21 protein-coding genes and 2 tRNA genes are annotated in these 20029 nt (G+C 61.7%); 16 read left to right on the top strand and 7 right to left on the bottom strand.

All coding sequences use genetic code 11. From position 1 onward, the window contains the following. Window positions 1–30: 30 nt before the first annotated feature. Window positions 31–1305 (top strand): ATP-dependent Clp protease ATP-binding subunit ClpX, encoded by a 1275-nt coding sequence (clpX, locus tag NWI_RS09905; RefSeq protein WP_011315154.1) that lies wholly within the window; start codon window positions 31–33, stop codon window positions 1303–1305. Window positions 1306–1612: 307 nt separating this feature from the next. Then, complete coding sequence (gene lon / locus NWI_RS09900) at window positions 1613–4039, top strand: endopeptidase La (RefSeq protein WP_011315153.1); 2427 nt, start codon at window positions 1613–1615, stop codon at window positions 4037–4039. Window positions 4040–4228: 189 nt separating this feature from the next. Here lon and NWI_RS09895 read toward each other — a convergent pair. Continuing rightward, window positions 4229–4305: transfer RNA gene (locus tag NWI_RS09895), tRNA-Val, on the bottom strand. Between the two features lie 127 nt (window positions 4306–4432). After that, window positions 4433–4651, bottom strand: coding sequence for a hypothetical protein (locus NWI_RS09890; protein ID WP_041344977.1), 219 nt, complete (start codon window positions 4649–4651; stop codon window positions 4433–4435). Between the two features lie 311 nt (window positions 4652–4962). On the opposite strand from NWI_RS09890, the gene NWI_RS09885 reads away from it, so the two are divergent. After that, the gene (locus tag NWI_RS09885) at window positions 4963–5820 is read left to right on the top strand and encodes a class I SAM-dependent methyltransferase (RefSeq protein ID WP_011315152.1); all 858 of its coding nucleotides are present in this window, start codon (window positions 4963–4965) and stop codon (window positions 5818–5820) included. Window positions 5821–5871: 51 nt separating this feature from the next. On the opposite strand, the gene NWI_RS09880 is transcribed toward NWI_RS09885, so the two are convergent. Further along, window positions 5872–6183: a hypothetical protein gene (locus NWI_RS09880; protein ID WP_011315151.1), complete on the bottom strand. Its 312-nt coding sequence runs from the start codon at window positions 6181–6183 to the stop codon at window positions 5872–5874. A 57-nt stretch (window positions 6184–6240) separates the two neighbouring features. On the opposite strand from NWI_RS09880, the gene NWI_RS09875 reads away from it, so the two are divergent. Continuing rightward, entirely contained in the window at window positions 6241–7047 is an 807-nt protein-coding gene (locus NWI_RS09875) for an FkbM family methyltransferase (protein ID WP_011315150.1), read from the top strand. A 187-nt stretch (window positions 7048–7234) separates the two neighbouring features. Here the strand turns inward: NWI_RS09875 and pepT are convergent, their stop codons facing one another. After that, window positions 7235–8488, bottom strand: coding sequence for a peptidase T (pepT, locus tag NWI_RS09870; RefSeq protein WP_011315149.1), 1254 nt, complete (start codon window positions 8486–8488; stop codon window positions 7235–7237). 152 nt (window positions 8489–8640) lie between these two features. Next, window positions 8641–8940 carry an HU family DNA-binding protein gene (locus NWI_RS09865; protein WP_011315148.1) on the bottom strand — a complete coding sequence of 100 codons (300 nt, stop codon included), beginning with the start codon at window positions 8938–8940 and terminating at the stop codon, window positions 8641–8643. 218 nt (window positions 8941–9158) lie between these two features. Here NWI_RS09865 and NWI_RS09860 point away from each other — a divergent pair. From NWI_RS09860 to NWI_RS09850, 3 genes are all read left to right on the top strand, one after another. Then, window positions 9159–9235 (top strand) — tRNA-Asp (locus NWI_RS09860). 224 nt (window positions 9236–9459) lie between these two features. Further along, window positions 9460–9699, top strand: a complete 240-nt coding sequence (locus NWI_RS09855; protein ID WP_011315147.1) for a DUF2798 domain-containing protein — start codon at window positions 9460–9462, stop codon at window positions 9697–9699. Next, window positions 9700–9897, top strand: coding sequence for a hypothetical protein (locus NWI_RS09850; RefSeq protein WP_011315146.1), 198 nt, complete (start codon window positions 9700–9702; stop codon window positions 9895–9897). It abuts the gene before it with no gap. A 134-nt stretch (window positions 9898–10031) separates the two neighbouring features. On the opposite strand, the gene NWI_RS18600 is transcribed toward NWI_RS09850, so the two are convergent. Continuing rightward, entirely contained in the window at window positions 10032–10274 is a 243-nt protein-coding gene (locus NWI_RS18600; protein ID WP_430691790.1) for a GCG_CRPN prefix-to-repeats domain-containing protein, read from the bottom strand. 232 nt (window positions 10275–10506) lie between these two features. Then, entirely contained in the window at window positions 10507–10701 is a 195-nt protein-coding gene (locus NWI_RS09845) for a hypothetical protein (protein ID WP_041345568.1), read from the bottom strand. A gap of 318 nt (window positions 10702–11019) precedes the next feature. Here NWI_RS09845 and NWI_RS09840 point away from each other — a divergent pair, with 318 nt between their 5' ends. From NWI_RS09840 to nuoH, 9 genes are read left to right on the top strand one after another with little or no spacing between them, the layout of a single operon-like run. Further along, window positions 11020–11385, top strand: a complete 366-nt coding sequence (locus NWI_RS09840) for an NADH-quinone oxidoreductase subunit A (protein ID WP_011315144.1) — start codon at window positions 11020–11022, stop codon at window positions 11383–11385. Further along, a complete protein-coding gene (locus NWI_RS09835; protein ID WP_041344976.1) occupies window positions 11376–11978 on the top strand; it encodes a NuoB/complex I 20 kDa subunit family protein in 603 nt (200 codons plus the stop codon). Before NWI_RS09840 ends, NWI_RS09835 begins: the two co-directional genes overlap by 10 nt. Before the next feature lie 11 nt (window positions 11979–11989). After that, the gene (locus tag NWI_RS09830; protein WP_011315142.1) at window positions 11990–12610 is read left to right on the top strand and encodes an NADH-quinone oxidoreductase subunit C; all 621 of its coding nucleotides are present in this window, start codon (window positions 11990–11992) and stop codon (window positions 12608–12610) included. Next, window positions 12610–13818: an NADH-quinone oxidoreductase subunit D gene (locus NWI_RS09825; protein ID WP_011315141.1), complete on the top strand. Its 1209-nt coding sequence runs from the start codon at window positions 12610–12612 to the stop codon at window positions 13816–13818. Before NWI_RS09830 ends, NWI_RS09825 begins: the two co-directional genes overlap by 1 nt. Beyond that, complete coding sequence (locus tag NWI_RS09820; RefSeq protein WP_187148045.1) at window positions 13818–14780, top strand: FkbM family methyltransferase; 963 nt, start codon at window positions 13818–13820, stop codon at window positions 14778–14780. The genes NWI_RS09825 and NWI_RS09820 overlap by 1 nt, the downstream gene beginning before the upstream one ends. A gap of 14 nt (window positions 14781–14794) precedes the next feature. Continuing rightward, on the top strand, window positions 14795–15547 hold the full coding sequence (nuoE, locus tag NWI_RS09815; RefSeq protein WP_011315139.1) for an NADH-quinone oxidoreductase subunit NuoE: 753 nt from the start codon (window positions 14795–14797) through the stop codon (window positions 15545–15547). Then, entirely contained in the window at window positions 15547–16872 is a 1326-nt protein-coding gene (gene nuoF / locus NWI_RS09810) for an NADH-quinone oxidoreductase subunit NuoF (RefSeq protein ID WP_011315138.1), read from the top strand. The genes nuoE and nuoF overlap by 1 nt, the downstream gene beginning before the upstream one ends. Before the next feature lie 4 nt (window positions 16873–16876). Further along, entirely contained in the window at window positions 16877–18952 is a 2076-nt protein-coding gene (nuoG, locus tag NWI_RS09805) for an NADH-quinone oxidoreductase subunit NuoG (RefSeq protein WP_011315137.1), read from the top strand. A 5-nt stretch (window positions 18953–18957) separates the two neighbouring features. After that, window positions 18958–20028, top strand: a complete 1071-nt coding sequence (gene nuoH, locus NWI_RS09800) for an NADH-quinone oxidoreductase subunit NuoH (protein WP_011315136.1) — start codon at window positions 18958–18960, stop codon at window positions 20026–20028. The last annotated feature ends 1 nt before the right edge of the window (window position 20029 follow it).

The raw sequence follows: 20029 nt of genomic DNA, 5'->3' as shown, positions 1-20029 counted from the left end.
GGCGGGATCGAACGTCGGACGGAGACAGGAATGAGTAAGGTCGGTACGGGCGACTCCAAGAATACGCTGTATTGTTCGTTCTGCGGCAAGAGTCAGCACGAGGTTCGCAAACTGATCGCGGGCCCGACCGTATTCATTTGTGACGAATGCGTCGAACTCTGCATGGACATCATTCGCGAGGAGAACAAGTCCTCGCTGGTGAAGTCGCGCGACGGCATTCCGACGCCGAAGGAGATCTGCAAGGTCCTGGACGATTACGTCATCGGGCAGGGCCACGCCAAGAAGGTGCTTTCGGTCGCCGTCCACAATCACTACAAGCGGCTAAATCATCAGACCAAGCACAACGACGTCGAACTCGCGAAGTCGAACATCCTACTGATCGGTCCGACCGGATCGGGCAAGACGCTGCTTGCGCAGACGCTCGCGCGCATCCTCGACGTTCCCTTTACCATGGCGGATGCAACGACCCTGACCGAGGCCGGTTATGTCGGCGAGGATGTCGAGAACATCATCCTGAAGCTGTTGCAGTCCGCGGACTACAATGTCGAGCGTGCTCAGCGCGGCATCGTCTACATCGACGAGATCGACAAGATCTCGCGCAAGTCCGACAATCCCTCGATCACGCGCGACGTATCGGGTGAGGGCGTGCAGCAGGCCTTGTTGAAGATCATGGAAGGCACGGTCGCGTCCGTTCCGCCGCAGGGCGGCCGGAAGCATCCGCAGCAGGAGTTCCTGCAGGTCGATACGACGAATATCCTGTTCATCTGCGGCGGCGCGTTCTCCGGCCTGGAGAAGATCATCTCCGCGCGAGGACGCACCACGTCGATCGGTTTCGCGGCGCAGGTGCTTGCGCCGGAAGACCGCCGCACCGGCGAAATCTTCAGGCATGTCGAGCCGGAGGATCTGCTCAAGTACGGCCTGATTCCGGAATTCGTCGGGCGTCTGCCTGTCGTGGCCACGCTGGAGGATCTCGACGAGGCGTCGCTGAAAAAGATCCTGACCGATCCCAAGAATGCGCTGGTGAAACAATATCAGCGGCTGTTCGAGATGGAGAACATCGAACTGACGTTCGCCGACGAGGCGCTGGGCGCGGTGGCGCGCAAGGCGATCGAGCGCAAGACCGGCGCGCGGGGCCTGCGTTCGATTCTCGAAAGCATCCTGCTGGAGACCATGTTCGATCTTCCGGGCCTGGAAGGGGTCGAGGAGGTCGTGATCTCGCGCGAAGTGGTCGAAGGAACCGCGCGGCCGCTGTACATTTACGCGGACCGCGCCGATCGCGCGAGCGAAACCAGCGCCAGCGCCTGATCAGGACATATTGGCGCAGTCCGTCGCCAGATCGACTCGCGGGCGGTTTAACCGCGAGTTCGTTGTGCTTTGTCGGCGGGCGGTCTCTCCCGGCCTGCAAGCCGCTGATTTCCTTCACTTGACACGTCGGTGGTGGATGGCCACCTAATGCTGTCGGCGGCGACGCAGTGCGTTTGCTGCTCACGACCTCGGGCAGGTGAGGCCTCGGTTCGCAAGGGCCCATTCGTCTCAGGAAACTAGGCACCTTGTGGCGGTTGCGCATGATATGCGGCTGCGAACAGGGGGGCGCAACAAAAGGAACAAGGCTATGACCGCCTCAAAACCCCGGCCAGCTATAGTCCACGGCGAAATCCATGCCTATCCCGTGCTTCCGCTTCGCGACATCGTTGTCTTCCCGCACATGATCGTGCCGCTGTTCGTAGGCCGCGAGAAATCGATCAGGGCGCTGGAAGAGGTGATGAAGAACGATGGGCTCATCATGCTCGCGACGCAGAAGAATGCGTCGGATGATGATCCTGCGCCAGATTCAATTTATAAGATCGGAACGCTCGCCAGCGTGCTGCAACTGCTGAAACTCCCCGACGGCACGGTGAAGGTGCTGGTGGAAGGTCTTGAGCGCGCGCGCGTGGAGGCCTATTCCGACCGCACCGACTATTATGAGGCGACAGCGGTTGCGCTGGCTGATACCGACACCAACAGCGTCGAAGCCGAAGCGCTGTCGCGTTCGGTCGTGTCGGATTTCGAAAGCTATGTGAAGCTGAACAAGAAGATCTCGCCCGAAGTGGTGGGCGTCGTGCAGGCGATCACGGATTTCGCCAAGCTCGGTGATACCGTCGCGTCGCATCTCGCCGCCAAGATCGCGGATCGTCAGGGCATCCTTGAGACGCTGTCGGTCACCGCGCGTCTGGAAAAGGTGCTCGGTCTGATGGAGAGCGAGATCTCCGTCCTGCAGGTCGAGAAGCGCATTCGCTCGCGGGTCAAGCGCCAGATGGAGAAGACCCAGCGCGAGTACTACCTCAACGAGCAGATGAAGGCGATCCAGAAGGAACTCGGCGACGACGAGGGCCGTGATGAACTCGCCGACCTCGAAGAGAAGATCGCCAAGACCAAGCTCTCGAAGGAGGCTCGCGAGAAGGCGCAGCACGAACTGAAGAAGCTGCGGCAGATGTCTCCGATGTCCGCCGAAGCCACGGTGGTGCGCAACTATCTCGATTGGCTGCTGTCGATTCCGTGGGCGAAGAAGTCCAAGGTGAAGAAGGATCTCAACGCCGCCCAGGAGGTGCTGGACGCCGATCACTACGGGCTTGAGAAGGTCAAGGATCGCATCGTCGAGTACCTTGCGGTGCAGTCGCGCGCCAACAAGCTGACCGGGCCGATCCTGTGCCTTGTCGGTCCGCCCGGCGTCGGCAAGACATCGCTCGGGAAGTCGATCGCGCGGGCGACGGGCCGCGAATTCGTGCGCGTCTCGCTTGGCGGCGTGCGCGACGAAGCGGAGATCCGTGGTCACCGCCGGACCTATATCGGCTCGATGCCCGGCAAGATCATCCAGTCGATGCGCAAGGCCAAGACCTCGAACCCGCTGTTCCTGCTGGACGAGATCGACAAGATGGGCGCGGATTTCCGCGGCGATCCGTCGTCGGCCCTGCTTGAGGTCCTCGACCCCGAGCAGAACTCGACGTTCAACGACCACTATCTGGAGGTCGATTACGATCTCTCCAACGTGATGTTCCTCACGACGGCGAATACGCTGAATATTCCCGGTCCGTTGATGGACCGCATGGAGATCATCCGGATCGCCGGCTACACCGAGAACGAGAAGGTCGAGATTGCTCGCAAGCATCTCATTCCGAACGCGCTCAGCAAGCACGGTCTGGATTCGAAGGAGTGGTCGATCAATGACGAGGCGCTTCTGCTGATCATTCGCCGCTACACCCGCGAGGCGGGCGTGCGCAATCTGGAGCGTGAGCTGTCCACACTCGCCCGCAAGGCGGTGAAGGAGCTGATGCTCTCGAAGAAGAAGTCGGTCGAAGTCACTGAGAAGGTCGTCGAGGACTTCCTCGGAGTGCCGAAGTATCGCTTCGGTGAGATCGAAACCGACGATCAGGTCGGCGTCGTGACCGGTCTGGCATGGACTGACGTCGGCGGCGAGTTGCTGACGATCGAAAGCGTGATGATGCCCGGCAAGGGACGCATGACGGTGACCGGCAATCTTCGCGACGTGATGAAGGAATCGATCTCGGCGGCTGCTTCCTACGTCCGTTCGCGCGCGATCACCTTCGGGATCGAGCCGCCGTTGTTCGAGCGGCGCGATATCCACGTTCACGTTCCCGAGGGTGCGACCCCGAAGGATGGTCCGTCGGCCGGTGTTGCGATGGCGACGACCATCGTGTCGGTGCTGACCGGAATTCCGATCCGGCGCGACATCGCGATGACGGGCGAGATCACGCTGCGGGGCAGGGTGTTGCCGATCGGCGGCCTCAAGGAGAAGTTGCTGGCGGCGGCGCGAGGCGGCATCAAGACGGTGCTCATCCCGGACGAGAATGCCAAGGACCTCACGGAGATTTCCGAAGCTATCAAAGGCGGGCTGGAGATTATTCCGGTCGCCCGGATGGACGAGGTGATCGCCAAGGCGTTGGTGCGGCAGCCCAAGCCGATCGTCTGGGAGGAGGATACCAAGCTCCCGGTCAATCCCGATGCAGCCGACGAGGCGGCCGGTGGCCTGACCGCTCACTGAACGCCATGGACCATGATTGATGAAACGGCGCCCCTTTGAGGGCGCCGTTTTTGCGTTATGCTATGGTGCGACCGTGTCCGCCCGTCGATGGTCATGAATATGGAAAGCGGTGGATGGCGGTGCTTTATTGAAGCGCCACAGGCAGAAAAACTCAGGGAACTATCAAGCCGGGCCAAAACAGCTGAATATTGGTAGGCGGCGAGAGATTCGAACTCCCGACCCTCTCGGTGTAAACGAGATGCTCTAACCAGCTGAGCTAGCCGCCCTCGGCTCCTTGTTTAGCCCCGACGCATCCCTGCATGCAAGCTGCTGCCGCAGCCTATCGGATACGGCTCGCCTGTCGATCCCGGTGCAAACCAGAAGCCACAGACGCGTCGCCCACACGCGCGTCGATCATGACGAGGCTCTGCGATAGATCAGACCGGGTGCGATAAGGCATTCGTTACGGGCCAGTTGTGATGGTTCGAGGCCGCCATCGCCTTCAAGGGCGATGCGATCAAAATCAAAACGGGCGCCGCTCGAATCGATAATGTATTCCGGAATTGACTCCCGGCGGTACTCGCCAATGGAAGGGCCTTGCTCGACGATCGTCTTGTCTTCCTCATCAGCCATCTCGTCTCCTCCATTCGGGTGCGAACTGCGGGCAGCCTCGCTTCTGTCGCGTATGCGAGATGCGTGCTTTTTACGCGATCCGAATTCTCGGTCCAGCCTTTGCTTACCCGCCTGCGCCGGACTTCACGCGGCCACATCGCGGAATATCCCCGACTGCCTGGGTATGATAGGTTGTGTTCTGGTTTTGCTCCGGGCTGGTCCGGCGGACATGCCGCGCTTGAAAACGCTATGGATGACGTGGTTACCTTCATAATCGGGCTTAAGTCACGGATTTTGTGAAGGGCGACCGCCCGAATTTCGTGGGAGCGGCGATGGCAGGGGTTCCTGAGACACAGAACGCGGACCAGATCGCTTACTGGAATGGACCGGGCGGTCAGCGCTGGGCCGATCGTCAGCGTGTGCAGGATGAATTGCTGGAGCCGGTTTCCACCATTCTGCTGGACCGGGCCAGAGCCATGCCCGGCGAACGCATCATAGACGTCGGCTGCGGCTGTGGTGCGACCACCCGTGCCTTCGCGGAGCAGGTCGGCGTTTCCGGCTACGTCCTGGGAATCGATGTGTCGGCGCCGATGCTGGAGCGGGCCGGGCAGATCGCGCCGCAAGCGGGCCGGGTGGAGTTCCGGCTGGCCGATGCTGCCGAGCACCCATTCCGGCCGGCGCGGTTCGATTTGATCGCTTCGCGGTTTGGCGTGATGTTCTTCGCCGAACCAGCCTCAGCGTTTGCGAACCTGCGCAAGGCGTTGCGACCCCTCGGCCGCCTGGCGTTCATTTGCTGGCGGGAGCCTCGCTTCAATCCCTGGCTGATGGCTCCGCTCCAGGCTGCCTACAAGCATGTCCCGAAGCTGCCGGATCTCGGGCCGGAAGATCCCGGACCCTTCTCGTTCGCCTCAGAAGAGCGTGTTCATCGCATTCTCGGCCAAGCCGGCTTTTCCGAAATAGCGATGGAAGCTTGTGAGCTTGCGCTGGACATTTCGGTCGGCGGCGGACTGGATGCCGCGGTCAGGTCTGCGCTTCAGATCGGTCCCGCCAGCCGCGCGCTTGATGGACAGCCTGCTGAAGTCATCGCCGCTGCGGAGAACTCGATCCGGGAAGCTCTTGCTCCGTTCGCCCAGAAGCAGACAGTGGTGCTTCCCGCCTCGATCTGGATCGTGACCGCGCGCAACCTGTAATCGCGGCGCCTTGTTTGACTGAAAACCGGTTCCGGCTTTCGGGTGGCGGCTCTAACAATATCCGTACAGACCGCAAGCGTAGGGCAATCGGTCGAAATAGAGCGAGATCACCGGCCGGCCCTCATAATACGGGCGATAGTAGAAATCGTTCGGCCTTCCGTAATAGCCCGGCACCGGCGGCGGAACCCGAAAACGGTAGAGTACGCTTTCGGGATAATCTTTCTCCTGCGCGACGCGTGCTGGGGGAGGCGTCGGCTCCGCGAAGATTTTTCCGATGCGGCTATGCGCCGGCAGGTCGGCGGCTGATCCCGTCGCTCCCATCATGGCGACTCCGATAGCCGCAAGCGAAATGGCGCGTAGCATTCTTGAATCCTCGATGATTCGAGGATCATATCACCCGGCATTTAGGAAAGATTAACGATGATCGCGCCGCCGTTCGGCTCATTCGCACCCAGTTGGGCGCAGAAAAAACTTCTCCATGCCGTGAGACGGTCGCGCCTCAGGCGGGGCGCATTTCGTCCTGCGATGTCGCGGCTTCTCAATCTGCTCCGGCCCGGCCCGATCGACGATACCTATCAGGGAGCGTCTTTCAGGTTCTATCATCAGTACAGCGGCACGGAGCGCGGCGCTCTGCTGAATCCCGATTACAACCTCGAGGAACTGCGTTTCTTGCGTAAACACACGCCGGTTGGCGGATGCTTCGTCGATATCGGAGCCAATGTCGGGACATATGCACTGGCGATGGCGCGGCACGTTGGCGCTGAAGGGATTGTTCTCGCCATTGAGCCTCATCCGGTCGCCTATGAGAGACTGTCGTTCAACCGCGAAGCATCCGGGTCCCGTAACGTCCACCTGATGCAGGCGGCGGCAGGAGAGAGCGAAGGTGATCTGCTGATCGCGACGGATGGCAACAATCTCGGGGCCAGCCACGTTGTCAGCGCCGGCGCGTCGAGGGATGCGATCACGGTGCGCTCGGTTCGGTTGCGGCAGGCTCTGGAGAGTGCAGGCATCGGGCATGTCCATGCGCTGAAGATCGACGTCGAGGGTTACGAAGACCGGGTTCTTGTCGGGTTTTTCAAGGACGCGCCGCGATCGATGTGGCCTCAGGCCATTGTTATCGAGCACTTGTCGCGCTCGGAATGGTCGACGGATTGCATCGCATTGATGCTGGAGTGCGGGTACGTGGTCGCCGGGACGACGAGGAGCAATACGATGCTCACGTTGTAGCATTTTCGGGCAGAAGCAAGCCTGCGTCGTCGGCGTCTGCCGTTACGTGCGACAACCGCACCATAGAGCATCGCTTCTGAGGGAATCAGAAGCGATGCTCTATGATATTTACCTGACGCGTTTTCTTCACGCGAACCGGATTCCATCCTCGGGTCAAGCCCGAGGACATGCTTCGTTCGAAAACGATCTAGGCGCGTTCTTCCCAGATCGCGGCGAGGTGCACGATGGTTCGCACGGCAGCTTCCATGTCTTGCACGCTGACCCACTCGGTGCGCGAGTGGAAGGCGTGTTCGCCGGCGAAGATGTTGGGACAGGGAAGTCCCATGAATGACAGTCGCGAGCCGTCCGTGCCGCCGCGAACGCTGCCTTTGACCGGTTCGAGACCGGCGCGGCGGATCGCCTCCATCGCGTTATCGACAACCTCGGGGTGACGATCCACAACCTCTTTCATGTTGCGATACTGCGGCTGAATTTCCAGCCGACAGGTCGAGTGTGGGAAGTCCGCCATGATGTCGCGGATGATGTCCTCCAGCAGCATCTTCTTCTCAGTCAGGCCCGTTTCCGTGAAATCGCGCACGATGAGGCTCAGCGTCGCGCTTTCGAGCGTGCCGCTGATGTCGGTCGGGTGCAGAAAGCCTTCGCGGCCGTCGGTCGTCTCGGGCGAGCAGGCATTCCTGGGGAGCCGTTCCACGATGCGGGACGCGATCTTGATCGCATGTTCCATCTTTCCCTTGGCGAAGCCGGGATGGGCGCTGACTCCCTTGATGGTAATAAGCGCGGCATCGGCCGAGAACGTCTCGTCCTCGATATAACCCGCGGTCTCGCCGTCGACCGTGTAGGCGAAGTCCGCGCCGAGTTTTTTCAGGTCGACCTTATCGACACCGCGTCCGATTTCCTCATCGGGCGTGAACAGGATTTTGATCGTGCCATGCCTGACCTCCGGATTGGCGAGCAGGACCTGAACCGCATCCATGATTTCGGCAACGCCGGCTTTGTTGTCGGCGCCGAGCAGCGTGGTGCCGTCCGACGTGATGATATCGTTGCCGACCTGATCAGCCAGCGCCGGATGATCCGCCGCGCGGATGATCTGCGACGGATCGCCGCGGAGATGGATGTCGCCGCCTCGATAGTTCCGGACGATCTGCGGTTTGACGTTTGCTCCTGAACAATCCGGCGAGGTGTCCATATGCGAACAGAAGCAGATAACCGGAACCTGCTTCGAGCTGTTCGCCGGAAGCGTCGCATACACGTAGCCGTGCGAGTCGAGATGAGCATCCGCGATGCCGAGTTCCTGTAACTCGCTCACCAGCAGACGCCCGAGATCCTTCTGCTTCTCGGTGGAGGGATAACTCGAAGACGCCGGATCGGACTGGGTATCAATGACGACATAGCGAAGGAAGCGCTCCGTTACCGTGTGATGGAACGTCATGGGAGCGGTCATCGGGAATCCAGGGGGACCGTAAAGCAGGGAATCAACATCGGCAATGGAATCAACCTCGCCAGGTGAGTGATCCCGGCCTTGCGTGGGCTATCGGTTGAATGCGGGCCAATCCTCCAGCGATTGAACGGAGTGTTTTAGACCCGGCATTCTGGTCAGATGGCTTCCTTGAGTTCTTTGGCGGCGCGGAACGCGACCTTCTTGGAAGCCTTGATCTGGATTTCCTCGCCAGTGGCCGGATTACGCCCCTTGCGGGCGGCGCGCTTGCGGACCTGGAGAATGCCGAGGCCGACAATGCGGATACGATCACCCTTCTTGAGATGCTTGGTGATGCGCGTGACCATGTCGCTCAGGATCGCCTCGGCGGCCTTCTTCGACAATTCATGGTCCTCGGCCAGGGCCGCCGCGAGATGCTTGAGCGTCACGGTGCTCGGGGTCGCTGCCTTCTTCGCCATGATATGGCTCTCCTCGTCGTTGCCGTTTTACGGAAAGCAAGGCGTATCAGCCCTTGTTTGATTCGGGGAGGTGCCGACCCCGCCATTTTGCCTGTAAACAAGCTGTTTCTTACATCGTCCTCTCAGAAAGACCTGCCAGTGAAGGAGATCCGCAACCGCCTTGACTTGGAAAGGTCTCGCCTTTAAGCCCTCTCCACTATTGCGGATACACGGCGTCCGCGGGAGTAGCTCAGTTGGTTAGAGCGCCGCCCTGTCACGGCGGAGGCCGCGGGTTCGAGTCCCGTCTCTCGCGCCAGTTTCCGGGCCGGTTTCTTAGGCTTATCGTCTCCCTTCAGTTCCCGGTCCGACTCTTTGGTTTCGGAGCAGTTCGAGGAAATGGTTGTCTGGTCGCATTTTCTTGCGGCGAACCGGTATCCACTTCGCCGGAAAATGCTCTAGGCGCGCGAAGCGTTCGATAGCGAGCAGCCTCGCCTGCTGGAATTGGCGCGATTCTGAACAGTCCGTGCTTGGAGGCTGAAAATGCTGGGAATCCCGCGGCGATATTGCCATTTCGTCTTTGGGGTTATTCAGGCCGGACTCACGAGCTTTATCGCTGCCGCTATCGCAAGCATTTCCCTCTGGGGAAGCGGGCGGTTCCTGTACAACTGGCTGATTTCCTGGGTCGTGTCCTGGGCGATTATGCTACCCGCGGTTTTGTTCGCCGCGCCGGTGATTCAATTTATCGCTGTCCATCTTACGCGTGATGATTGCGCTGGCTGAATGCTCGATCTATCCTTTGTCCCCACATCCTCGCTGCCGTTGCTGCTGATTTCCGCTTTCATCCTGATGGGCGTTGCATGGCGGCGCGGCGTGACGGCCTTCAAGCAAAAATATCCAGTCTACTGGGTCCTGGCGGGAGGCGTCGCGTTTGCGATCGCCGTTGCGACGGCGGTCGAGTTCTGGCTGGTGCGCGCGTAGAGAGGCCGGGCGGGGAATGGTCCTCGGGCGGCCAGGAAGGCCGTCCTGCCGGCTGTGGCGTGGCATTGATGGGGAGCGGCGACTTCTCGAACCGTGCGCTGAGAAAAGCCCGGCCAAAGGCCGGGCTCCATAACCTACCAGCGTCGCCAATACCGAGGGGGAGGCCACGGTCGCCAATAAGGTCGTGGCGCAAAGAAGCGGGGTGGGCCCCAGTAACCTCCCCAATAGCCCCATGGCCGATAGAATGGCCGGTTCGGGGCGCAATTGCCCCATGGGGTGAGATGCCATCCCGGGCCGCAGGCCCAACCGACCTGCGTGATGGCGCCTGGAACTTTCGGCGCTGGTGGAACTGGCAGCGCGCTTGCCGCAGACGTCATCGTACCCGCGGCAAGAAGGATTGATGCAAAGAGCTTCATGTCGTCCTCCTTTCCTTTTCGGATAGGGGACGATTTAGAAGCGCGGGCGCTGAACGCAAGACAGCGGGAGCCGCGCGCAATGAGATGCGGCGAGAACGTTCTCGAGCGAGCATGTCGTCGACGTCACTCGAAAACGCTTTGGAAGCTTAACCAAATCAAACGCTTATGATGGATGATCCCGCCAGACGCCGGATCATCTCACGACCGACGCTCCCGAGCTGGAGACCATCGTCGGCTGCCCGGCCTTGACCACCTGAACGGTCTGGACGAAGTCGGTGCTCGGGCGAAGGGAAGTCCCGAAAGCTGTCAGCACGGCGCCTGCGACAAGCGCGACAATCACGATCTTCACATGGGTGGCGCGGTCTGCGCTTTGGATCGAATGGTTCATTGTTTGCCTCCGCTTCGCGGCGTTTCTTGGTTTGCAGGCAAGAGCAATACAGCCGGTTTGTTTCAGCACGGCTTCGCGGGACTTCTGAAATGGTTTCATCGGACCGGATTTTTCAGGCTTGTGGGTCAATGGACGAGGGGCAGCGAGGCGGCCCGCCCGGCGCTGTTCCAGGCTTCGATGTCAAGCCGCAAAGTCTCCGTTTCGGGTGCGTCAAAATAGGCTATCTTGCCACCCCTGTTTTGCTAGGCTAAAGCCTCTCAAAAGTTCCAATATCCAAAAATCTGCGAGCAAAGAATCGCAGCGAGGGGAAGCGCGCCGATGAGCGGCATTTTGCAGAACTATCTTCCGCTTGTGGTGTTTATCGGCATAGCGGCTGCGATTGGCGTTGCGCTGCTGGTCGCTCCCTTCATCGTCGCATACAAGCAGCCGGATCCGGAGAAGCTTTCGGCTTACGAATGCGGGTTCAACGCATTCGACGATGCGAGGATGAAATTCGACGTCAGATTTTATCTGGTCGCGATTCTTTTCATCATTTTTGACCTTGAAGTTGCGTTCCTCTTTCCTTGGGCGGTCACGTTCGGCAAGCTCGGTGTGGCAGGCTTCTGGTCGATGATGGTGTTTCTAGGGGTGCTGACGGTCGGTTTCGCCTACGAATGGAAGAAAGGCGCTCTCGAATGGGATTGAACTCTCCCACGTCAAAGGTCGCTTACGCCGGCGGCACCGTCACGGGCGCGGCGGGAACCTCGATTCTGGATCCCGCCACCGGCCGGCCGGTCGGCGCTAGCGATCCGTACTTTCTCGAGGTCAATCACGAACTGTCCGACAAGGGTTTCTTCGTCGCCGCCGCCGACGATCTCATCACCTGGGCGCGCACCGGTTCGCTGATGTGGATGACCTTCGGCCTCGCCTGCTGCGCGGTCGAGATGATGCAGGTTTCGATGCCGCGTTATGACGTCGAGCGTTTTGGCTTTGCGCCGCGGGCATCGCCGCGCCAGTCGGATGTGATGATCGTCGCCGGAACGCTGACCAACAAGATGGCCCCCGCGCTGCGCAAGGTCTACGACCAGATGCCGGAACCGCGTTACGTGATCTCGATGGGATCGTGCGCCAACGGCGGCGGCTACTATCATTACTCATATTCGGTTGTACGAGGTTGCGATCGAATCGTGCCGGTCGATATCTACGTGCCGGGCTGTCCGCCGACGGCGGAAGCGCTGCTCTACGGAATTCTGCTTCTGCAGAAGAAGATCCGGCGAGTTGGGACCATCGAACGCTGAGGTTGATGAGGATGGACGAGAGCAGGCTCGATGCCTTGGGCCAGATGATCGTCGCCACGCTTCCGGGCGCGGCCACGGGGCATTCGGTGTCGTTCGGTCAACTGACCGTGACGGTCGAGGCCGCGAAGATTGTCGAGGTCGCCCGCTTCCTCCGCGACGACCGGCGCTGCCGCTTCGTCAACTTCATCGACGCGACCGCGGTCGATTATCCCGGCCGCGAGAAGCGTTTCGATGTGGTGTATCATTTTCTGTCGCCGACGCTGAACGCGCGCATCCGCCTGCGTGCTCACGCGTCGGAGACCACGCAGGTGCCATCGTTGATCGACGTGTTTCCCGGCGCGGACTGGTTCGAACGGGAGGCCTATGACCTCTATGGCGTGATCTTCACCGGGCACCCCGACATGCGGCGTTTGTTGACCGACTATGGATTCGACGGGCATCCGCTGCGGAAGGATTTTCCGCTCACGGGTTTCGTCGAGGTGCGTTACGACGACGCCGAGAAGCGGGTGGTGTACGAACCGGTGCGTCTCAACCAGGAATTTCGCAAGTTCGACTTCATGTCACCGTGGGAGGGCGCCGATTATCCGCTGCCGGGTGACGAGAAGGCGACCGGCGGCAAGGCGGGTAGCTGATGACCGAAGCACTTGGCACCGTAACTCCCGGTATGCGGAACTTCACCATCAATTTCGGCCCGCAGCATCCGGCGGCGCACGGCGTGTTGCGCCTGGTGCTGGAACTGGACGGCGAGGTGGTCGAGCGCGTCGATCCGCACATCGGCCTGCTTCACCGCGGCACCGAGAAGCTGATCGAGCAAAAGACCTATCTTCAAGCGATCCCGTATTTCGATCGGCTCGATTACGTCGCGCCGATGAATCAGGAGCACGCCTTCTGCCTCGCCGCCGAAAGGCTGCTTGGGATCGCCGTGCCGCGGCGCGGCCAGTTGATCCGGGTGCTCTATTGCGAGATCGGACGCATCCTTTCTCACCTTCTCAATGTCACCACGCAGGCCATGGATGTCGGCGCGCTCACGCCGCCGCTGTGGGGTTTCGAGGAACGCGAGAAGCTGATGATGTTTTACGAGCGCGCCTCCGGTTCGCGGATGCACGCGGCGTATTTCCGCATCGGCGGCGTGCATCAGGATCTTCCGCCCAGGCTGATCGATGACATCGAGGCCTGGTGCGATCCGTTCCTTCAGGTCGTCGCCGACCTTGACAGGCTGCTGACCGCCAATCGCATCTTCAAGCAACGCAACGTCGATATCGGCGTGGTCACGCTGGAGCAGGCGTGGGAATGGGGTTTCTCCGGCGTCATGGTCCGGGGCTCGGGCGCGGCATGGGATTTGCGCAAGGCGCAACCTTACGAATGCTACGCAGAGATGGACTTCGATATTCCGATCGGCAAGAACGGCGACTGCTACGACCGCTATCTCATCCGCATGGAAGAGATGCGACAGTCGGTTCGCATCATGAAACAGTGCATCGCCAAGCTGCGCGCGCCGGACGGGCAGGGGCCGGTGGCGGTCGAGGACAACAAGATTTTTCCACCCCGCCGCGGCGAGATGAAGCGCTCGATGGAGGCTTTGATCCATCACTTCAAGCTCTACACCGAGGGCTTTCACGTTCCGGCGGGTGAGATCTACGCGGCCGTGGAAGCGCCGAAGGGGGAATTCGGCGTCTATCTGGTCTCCGACGGCAGCAACAAGCCCTATAAGTGCAAGATCCGCGCGCCGGGCTTCGCGCATCTGCAAGCGATGGACTTCATCTGTCGGGGGCACCTGCTGGCTGACGTCTCTGCCATTCTCGGCTCGCTCGACATCGTGTTTGGAGAGGTCGACCGGTGATTGCACAGCCGCCGATACAGTTCGACCGGACCTCCGGCGTCCTTGAGGGGGCGAACGCCTGGGAACGCGCGGCGTCGCTGGCGCTGGTGGCGGGTTCCAAGGTGTCGTCGCTGTTTGCGCATCGTGGCTACAACTGGTGCGCCAACCTGCTGCGCAAGACGTTGCCGGAGCGGGATATCGCCGTCCGGCTCAATCCCGATGCGACGTTCGCGTTTCCCTATGGCGATGGCTACTGGAGCAAGCTGCTGAATCGTTCGTTCAGGTACGAAGAGGAGCTTGAGCTGCTGTTTCGCGCGTCGGCCGACGTCGACTATACGTTGCTCGATTGCGGCGCCAATTATGGCTATTGGTCGGTTCTGGTCACCAGCAGGCCGTTCGGGTCGCGCAAGGCGATCGCGATCGAGCCGTCGTCGAAGAATTTCGCCAGACTCGCTCACAACGCGGTCATCAACGGCAATCGCTTCGAGGTGATGCAGAGCGCGATCGGTGCGACGCGTGGCGTCGCACGCCTGTCCGGCACCAAGCACGAGGCGTTCAGCATCGCGGGCGCCGCCGGTGCGGGCGGTGAAAGCGTGCCCGTGCTTTCGCTCGACGATCTGCTCGACGACGGCCGGATTTCCCCGAACGGCAAGCACCTCATCAAGCTCGACGTCGAAGGCGTCGAGATCGAAGCCATCAAGGGTGGCGCTCGCGTGCTTCAGGGTGATGCCGTGATCCTTTGCGAGGAACACGGTAATGACCGCAACCACACCGTATCGCGCTACATTCTCGAACAGACGCCGCTGACGCTGATCGTGCACGATCCGGCCAGCGGCCGCTTCGAGACGTTGACCGAACTCTCCATTCTGGACCGCATCAAGGTCGCCTCTCACGTTGGATACAACGTGTTCGGAACCTCGAGCGCATTCTGGCAGGATCGTTTTCACCGCATGAACGCGACCGCGTCGCAACGTGTTCATTGAGAGACTAGAGTACGATGTCCGTTCGCCGCCTGGCACCGAAAGAACAGCAGCCCGAGAGTTTCGCGTTCAGCGAGGAGAACCTCGCTTGGGCCAAGAAGCAGATCGCGCAATATCCAGCAGGCCGGCAAGCGTCGGCCGCGATCGCAATCTTGTGGCGCGCGCAGGAACAGAACGGCGGCTGGATCTCCGAGGCCGCGATCCGCACCGTGGCCGACATGCTCGACATGCCCTACATCAGGATGCTGGAGATCGCGACCTTCTACACCATGTTCCAGCTTCAGCCGGTCGGCAGGAAGGCGCACATCCAGGTCTGCGGCACCACGCCTTGCCGGCTGCGGGGCGCGGAGGACATTCTCGCCGTCTGCAAGAGCCGTATTCATCATGAGCCGTTTCATCTCTCAAAAGACGGCGACTTCTCGTGGGAGGAAGTCGAGTGCCTCGGCTCCTGCGTCAACGCGCCGATGGTGCTGATCTGGAAAGACACCTATGAGGACTTGACGAAGGAGAACTTCGGCAAGGTGCTTGACGGGTTTGCCTCGGGCCAGCCGCCGAAGCCCGGTCCCCAGATCGACCGCCAGTTTTCCGCGCCGGTCGGCGGCCCGACCACATTGAATACGGCGGCGAAAGGCGACGGGGGACGGCGTTCCGCCGCTCAGCCGGCCTTGACGGATGCGGACGCCAAGAAACCGACCGATACCGCAAGCCGGCGGGAAAGCCCCATGCCGAAGCCGCCCGCCGATGACGCGACCAGGAAGGGCAAGACCTGATGCTCGACGACAAGGATCGCATCTTCCGAAATCTCTACGGTCTCGATGACTGGCGGCTCGCCGGCGCGCGCCGGCGTGGCGCGTGGGACGGCACCAAGGCGATCGTCGGCAAGGGCCGCGACTGGATCGTCAGCGAGATGAAGGCGTCGGGACTGCGCGGCCGGGGCGGGGCAGGATTTCCGACCGGCATGAAATGGTCCTTCATGCCTAAGGACAACGCCGACGGCCGTCCGAGCTACCTCGTCGTCAACGCCGACGAGTCCGAGCCGGGCACCTGCAAGGATCGCGAGATCATGCGGCACGATCCGCATCTGCTGATCGAGGGGTGCCTGCTGGCCGGCGTCGGCATGGGCGCCCACGCCGGCTACATCTACATACGCGGCGAATTCATCCGCGAGCGCGAGCGTTTGCAGGCCGCCATCGACGAGGCCTATGAGGCCAGGCTGATCGGCAAGGACAACATCCACGGCTTCCCTTTCGATCTATACGTCGCCCATGGCGCGGGAGCGTATATCTGCGGCGAGGAGACGGCGCTGCTGGAAAGCCTGGAAGGCAAGAAGGGCCAGCCGCGGCTGAAGCCGCCGTTCCCGGCCAATGTCGGTCTTTATGGCTGCCCGACGACCGTGAACAACGTCGAGTCGATTGCGGTCGCGCCGGACATTCTGCGGCGCGGCGCGGCGTGGTTCGCGGGGATCGGCCGTCCCAACAATGTCGGCACCAAGCTGTTTTGCGTTTCGGGTCACGTCGAGCGTCCCTGCAATGTCGAAGAGGCGATGGGGATCACGTTCCGTGAATTGATCGACACCCATTGCGGCGGGATCCGCGGCGGCTGGGGCAATCTCAAGGCGGTCATTCCGGGCGGCTCGTCGGTGCGCATGGTGCCGGCCGAGCAGATCATCGATACGCCGATGGATTTCGACAGCCTGAGCAAGCTGCGCTCCGGCCTCGGCACCGCGGCCGTGATCGTCATGGATAAATCGACCGACCTGATCCGGGCGATTGCGCGCATTTCCTATTTCTACAAGCACGAGAGTTGCGGCCAGTGTACGCCGTGCCGCGAGGGGACCGGCTGGATGTGGCGGGTGCTCACCCGGATGGCCGAAGGCCGCGCCCATAAGCGCGAGATCGATATGCTTTTGGAAGTCACCAAGCAGGTCGAGGGCCACACCATCTGCGCGCTCGGCGATGCCGCGGCCTGGCCTATCCAGGGCTTGATCGCGCATTTCCGGCACGAGATCGAGGAGCGCATCGACCAGTATTCGCATAAGGCCGACCGCGACGATCAGGGCATCCTCGATCCCGCGCACATGGTGGCGGCGGAGTAGGGCCATGACGAAACTCATCATCGACGGCAAAGAGATCGAGGTGCCCGCCGAGTATACGCTGCTGCAGGCGTGCGAGGCCGCGGGCGCCGAGATTCCGCGCTTCTGCTACCATGAGCGGCTCTCGATCGCCGGCAACTGCCGGATGTGCCTTGTCGAGGTGAAGGGCGGTCCGAAGCCGGTCGCGAGTTGCGCCTGGGGCGTGCGCGATTGCCGTCCGGGTCCCAACGGAGAGCCGCCGCAAATCTCCACGCGGTCGCCGATGGTGAAGAAGGCGCGCGAAGGCGTGATGGAGTTTCTGCTGATCAACCATCCGCTCGATTGCCCGATCTGCGATCAGGGCGGCGAGTGCGATTTGCAGGATCAGGCGATGGGTTACGGCGTCGATACGTCGCGTTTCGCCGAGAACAAGCGCGCGGTCGAGGACAAGTATCTCGGCGCGCTGGTCAAGACTTCCATGAACCGCTGCATTCAGTGCACGCGCTGCGTGCGCTTCTCCGCCGAGATCTGCGGCGCGCCGGAAATGGGCGCGACCGGCCGCGGCGAGGACATGGAGATCACCACCTACCTCGAAAGCGCGCTCACGTCGGAGTTGCAGGGCAACCTCGTCGATATCTGTCCGGTGGGCGCGTTGACGTCGAAGCCCTACGCATTCGCCGCGCGGCCGTGGGAGCTTGGAAAAACTCAATCCATCGACGTGATGGATGCGGTCGGATCGGCCATCCGCGTCGATACGCGCGGACGCGAGGTGATGCGCATCCTGCCGCGCGTCAACGAGGCCGTGAACGAGGAGTGGATCTCGGACAAGACCCGCCACATCGTCGACGGGCTCCGCACTCAGCGGCTCGATCGCCCCTACATTCGCCAGGACGGCGCGTTGCGCCCGGCCTCGTGGCGGGACGCTTTCGCGGCGATCACGGCGAAGGTGAAGCAGGCCGACGGCAAGCGGATCGGCGCGATCGCGGGCGACCTTGCCGCGGTCGAGGAATTGTTCGCGCTCAAGGACCTGCTGTCGAAACTCGGCTCGGTCAACATGGCGGTGCAGGGCGGCGACGCCTTCAATCCGGCGCGGGGGCGGGCCTCCTACATCTTCAACCCGACCATCGCCGGCATCGAGCAGGCCGACGCGCTGCTGATCGTGGGGTCGAACCCGCGCAAGGAAGCGGCGATCCTCAATGCGCGCATCCGCAAGCGCTGGCGGACAGGACAGCTCAGGATCGGCGTGATCGGAGAGAACGCCGATCTGACCTACGAGTATGACTATCTCGGCGCTGGCGGAGAGTCGCTTGCGGATCTCGCGGCGGGCAGGAACAACTTCCGCGACGTGCTGAAGAATGCCAGCAATCCGATCGTGCTGGTCGGCGCGGCCGCGACGTCCCGTCCCGACGGCGCGGCCATTCTTGCGGCCGCGGCCAAGCTCGCGATGGATATCGGCGGGCTGAAAGACGGCTGGAACGGATTTGCCGTGCTTCACGACGCGGCGTCGCGGGTCGGCGCGCTGGACCTCGGCTTCGCGCCGGGGAAGGGTGGCCTGAACGCAGCGCGAATGACCGCGCCGGGCGGGCTCGATGTTCTGTTTTCGCTCGGCGCGGACGAGATCAAGGCGCCGGACGGCATTTTCCTCGTTTATATCGGCACCCATGGCGATGCCGGCGCTCACCGCGCCGACGTCATTTTGCCGGGAGCCGCCTACACCGAAAAGACCGGCCTCTATGTCAACACGGAAGGCCGGGTCCAGATGGCGAACCGGGCCGGCTTCCCGCCCGGAGAGGCGCGGGAGGACTGGGCGATCATTCGCGCGCTGTCCGAAGTGTTGGGCAAGACCCTGGGTTACGACTCGCTGCCTGCCTTGCGTCAGGCGATGTTCAGGACGGCGCCGCATTTGATGCGGATCGACCAGATTGAGGCCGGTGATAGCCGCGCGATCAGGGAACTGGCGGGCAGCGGCGGCGGCATCGAGAAGTCACCGTTCAAGGCCGCGATTGACGACTATTATCTGACCAACCCGATCGCGAGGGCCTCGGCCGTGATGGCCGAATGCTCGCGTCTTGCGTCGGGTCGCATGCTGACGGCAGCGGAGTAAGCGTGATGGCCGATTTCTTCGCAATGCCGTTGTGGACGGACTTTCTATGGCCTCTGATCGTGATGGTGGCGCAGAGCGTGCTGCTGCTCGTCGTTCTGCTGATCGCGATCGCCTACATCCTCCTCGCCGACCGGAAAATCTGGGCCGCGGTGCAGATCCGGCGCGGTCCAAACGTGGTCGGACCGTGGGGGCTGTTTCAGTCGTTCGCCGATCTTCTGAAGTTCGTGCTGAAGGAGCCGATCATCCCCTCCGGCGCCAACAAGGGCGTGTTCCTTCTGGCGCCGCTGGTCTCCTGCGTGCTGGCGCTGGCGGCGTGGGCGGTGATCCCCGTCAATCTGAACTGGGTCATTGCCGACATCAATGTCGGGATTCTCTACATCTTCGCGATCTCGTCGCTGTCGATCTACGGCATCATCATGGGCGGCTGGGCGTCCAACTCGAAGTATCCTTTTCTTGCTGCCTTGCGTTCGGCGGCGCAGATGGTCTCCTACGAGGTGTCGATCGGTTTCGTCATCATCACGGTATTGCTCTGCGCAGGTTCACTGAACCTCTCCGCCATCGTCGAGGCGCAGCATACCAGCGGGCTGGCCACCCTGATCGGCCTGCCGTGGCTGACCTTCCTGAACTGGTACTGGCTGCCGCTTCTGCCGATGTTCGTGGTGTTTTACGTTTCGGCCCTGGCTGAGACCAATCGCCCGCCGTTCGACCTCGTCGAGGCGGAATCCGAACTCGTCGCGGGCTTCATGGTCGAGTACGGGTCGACGCCGTACCTGTTGTTCATGCTCGGCGAGTATGTCGCGATCACCACCATGTGCGCGATGGGCGCGATCCTTTTCATGGGCGGCTGGCTGCCGCCGGTGGACCTGCCGCCGTTCAACTGGGTGCCCGGCGTCATCTGGTTCTCGCTGAAACTGTTCTTCATGTTCTTCCTGATCGCGATGGCGAAGGCGATCGTCCCGCGCTACCGCTATGATCAACTGATGCGGCTCGGCTGGAAGGTGTTCCTGCCGCTGTCGCTGGCGATGGTGGTGATCGTGGCGGCCGTATTGCAGTTCGCCGGCATCGCGCCGAAGTGAG

The organism is Nitrobacter winogradskyi Nb-255, assembly GCF_000012725.1.
In the GTDB taxonomy this organism is placed as follows: Bacteria; Pseudomonadota; Alphaproteobacteria; order Rhizobiales; family Xanthobacteraceae; genus Nitrobacter; species Nitrobacter winogradskyi.
Note: the sequence above shows the minus strand (reverse complement) of the source record. Positions and strands in the feature narration are given on the sequence as shown.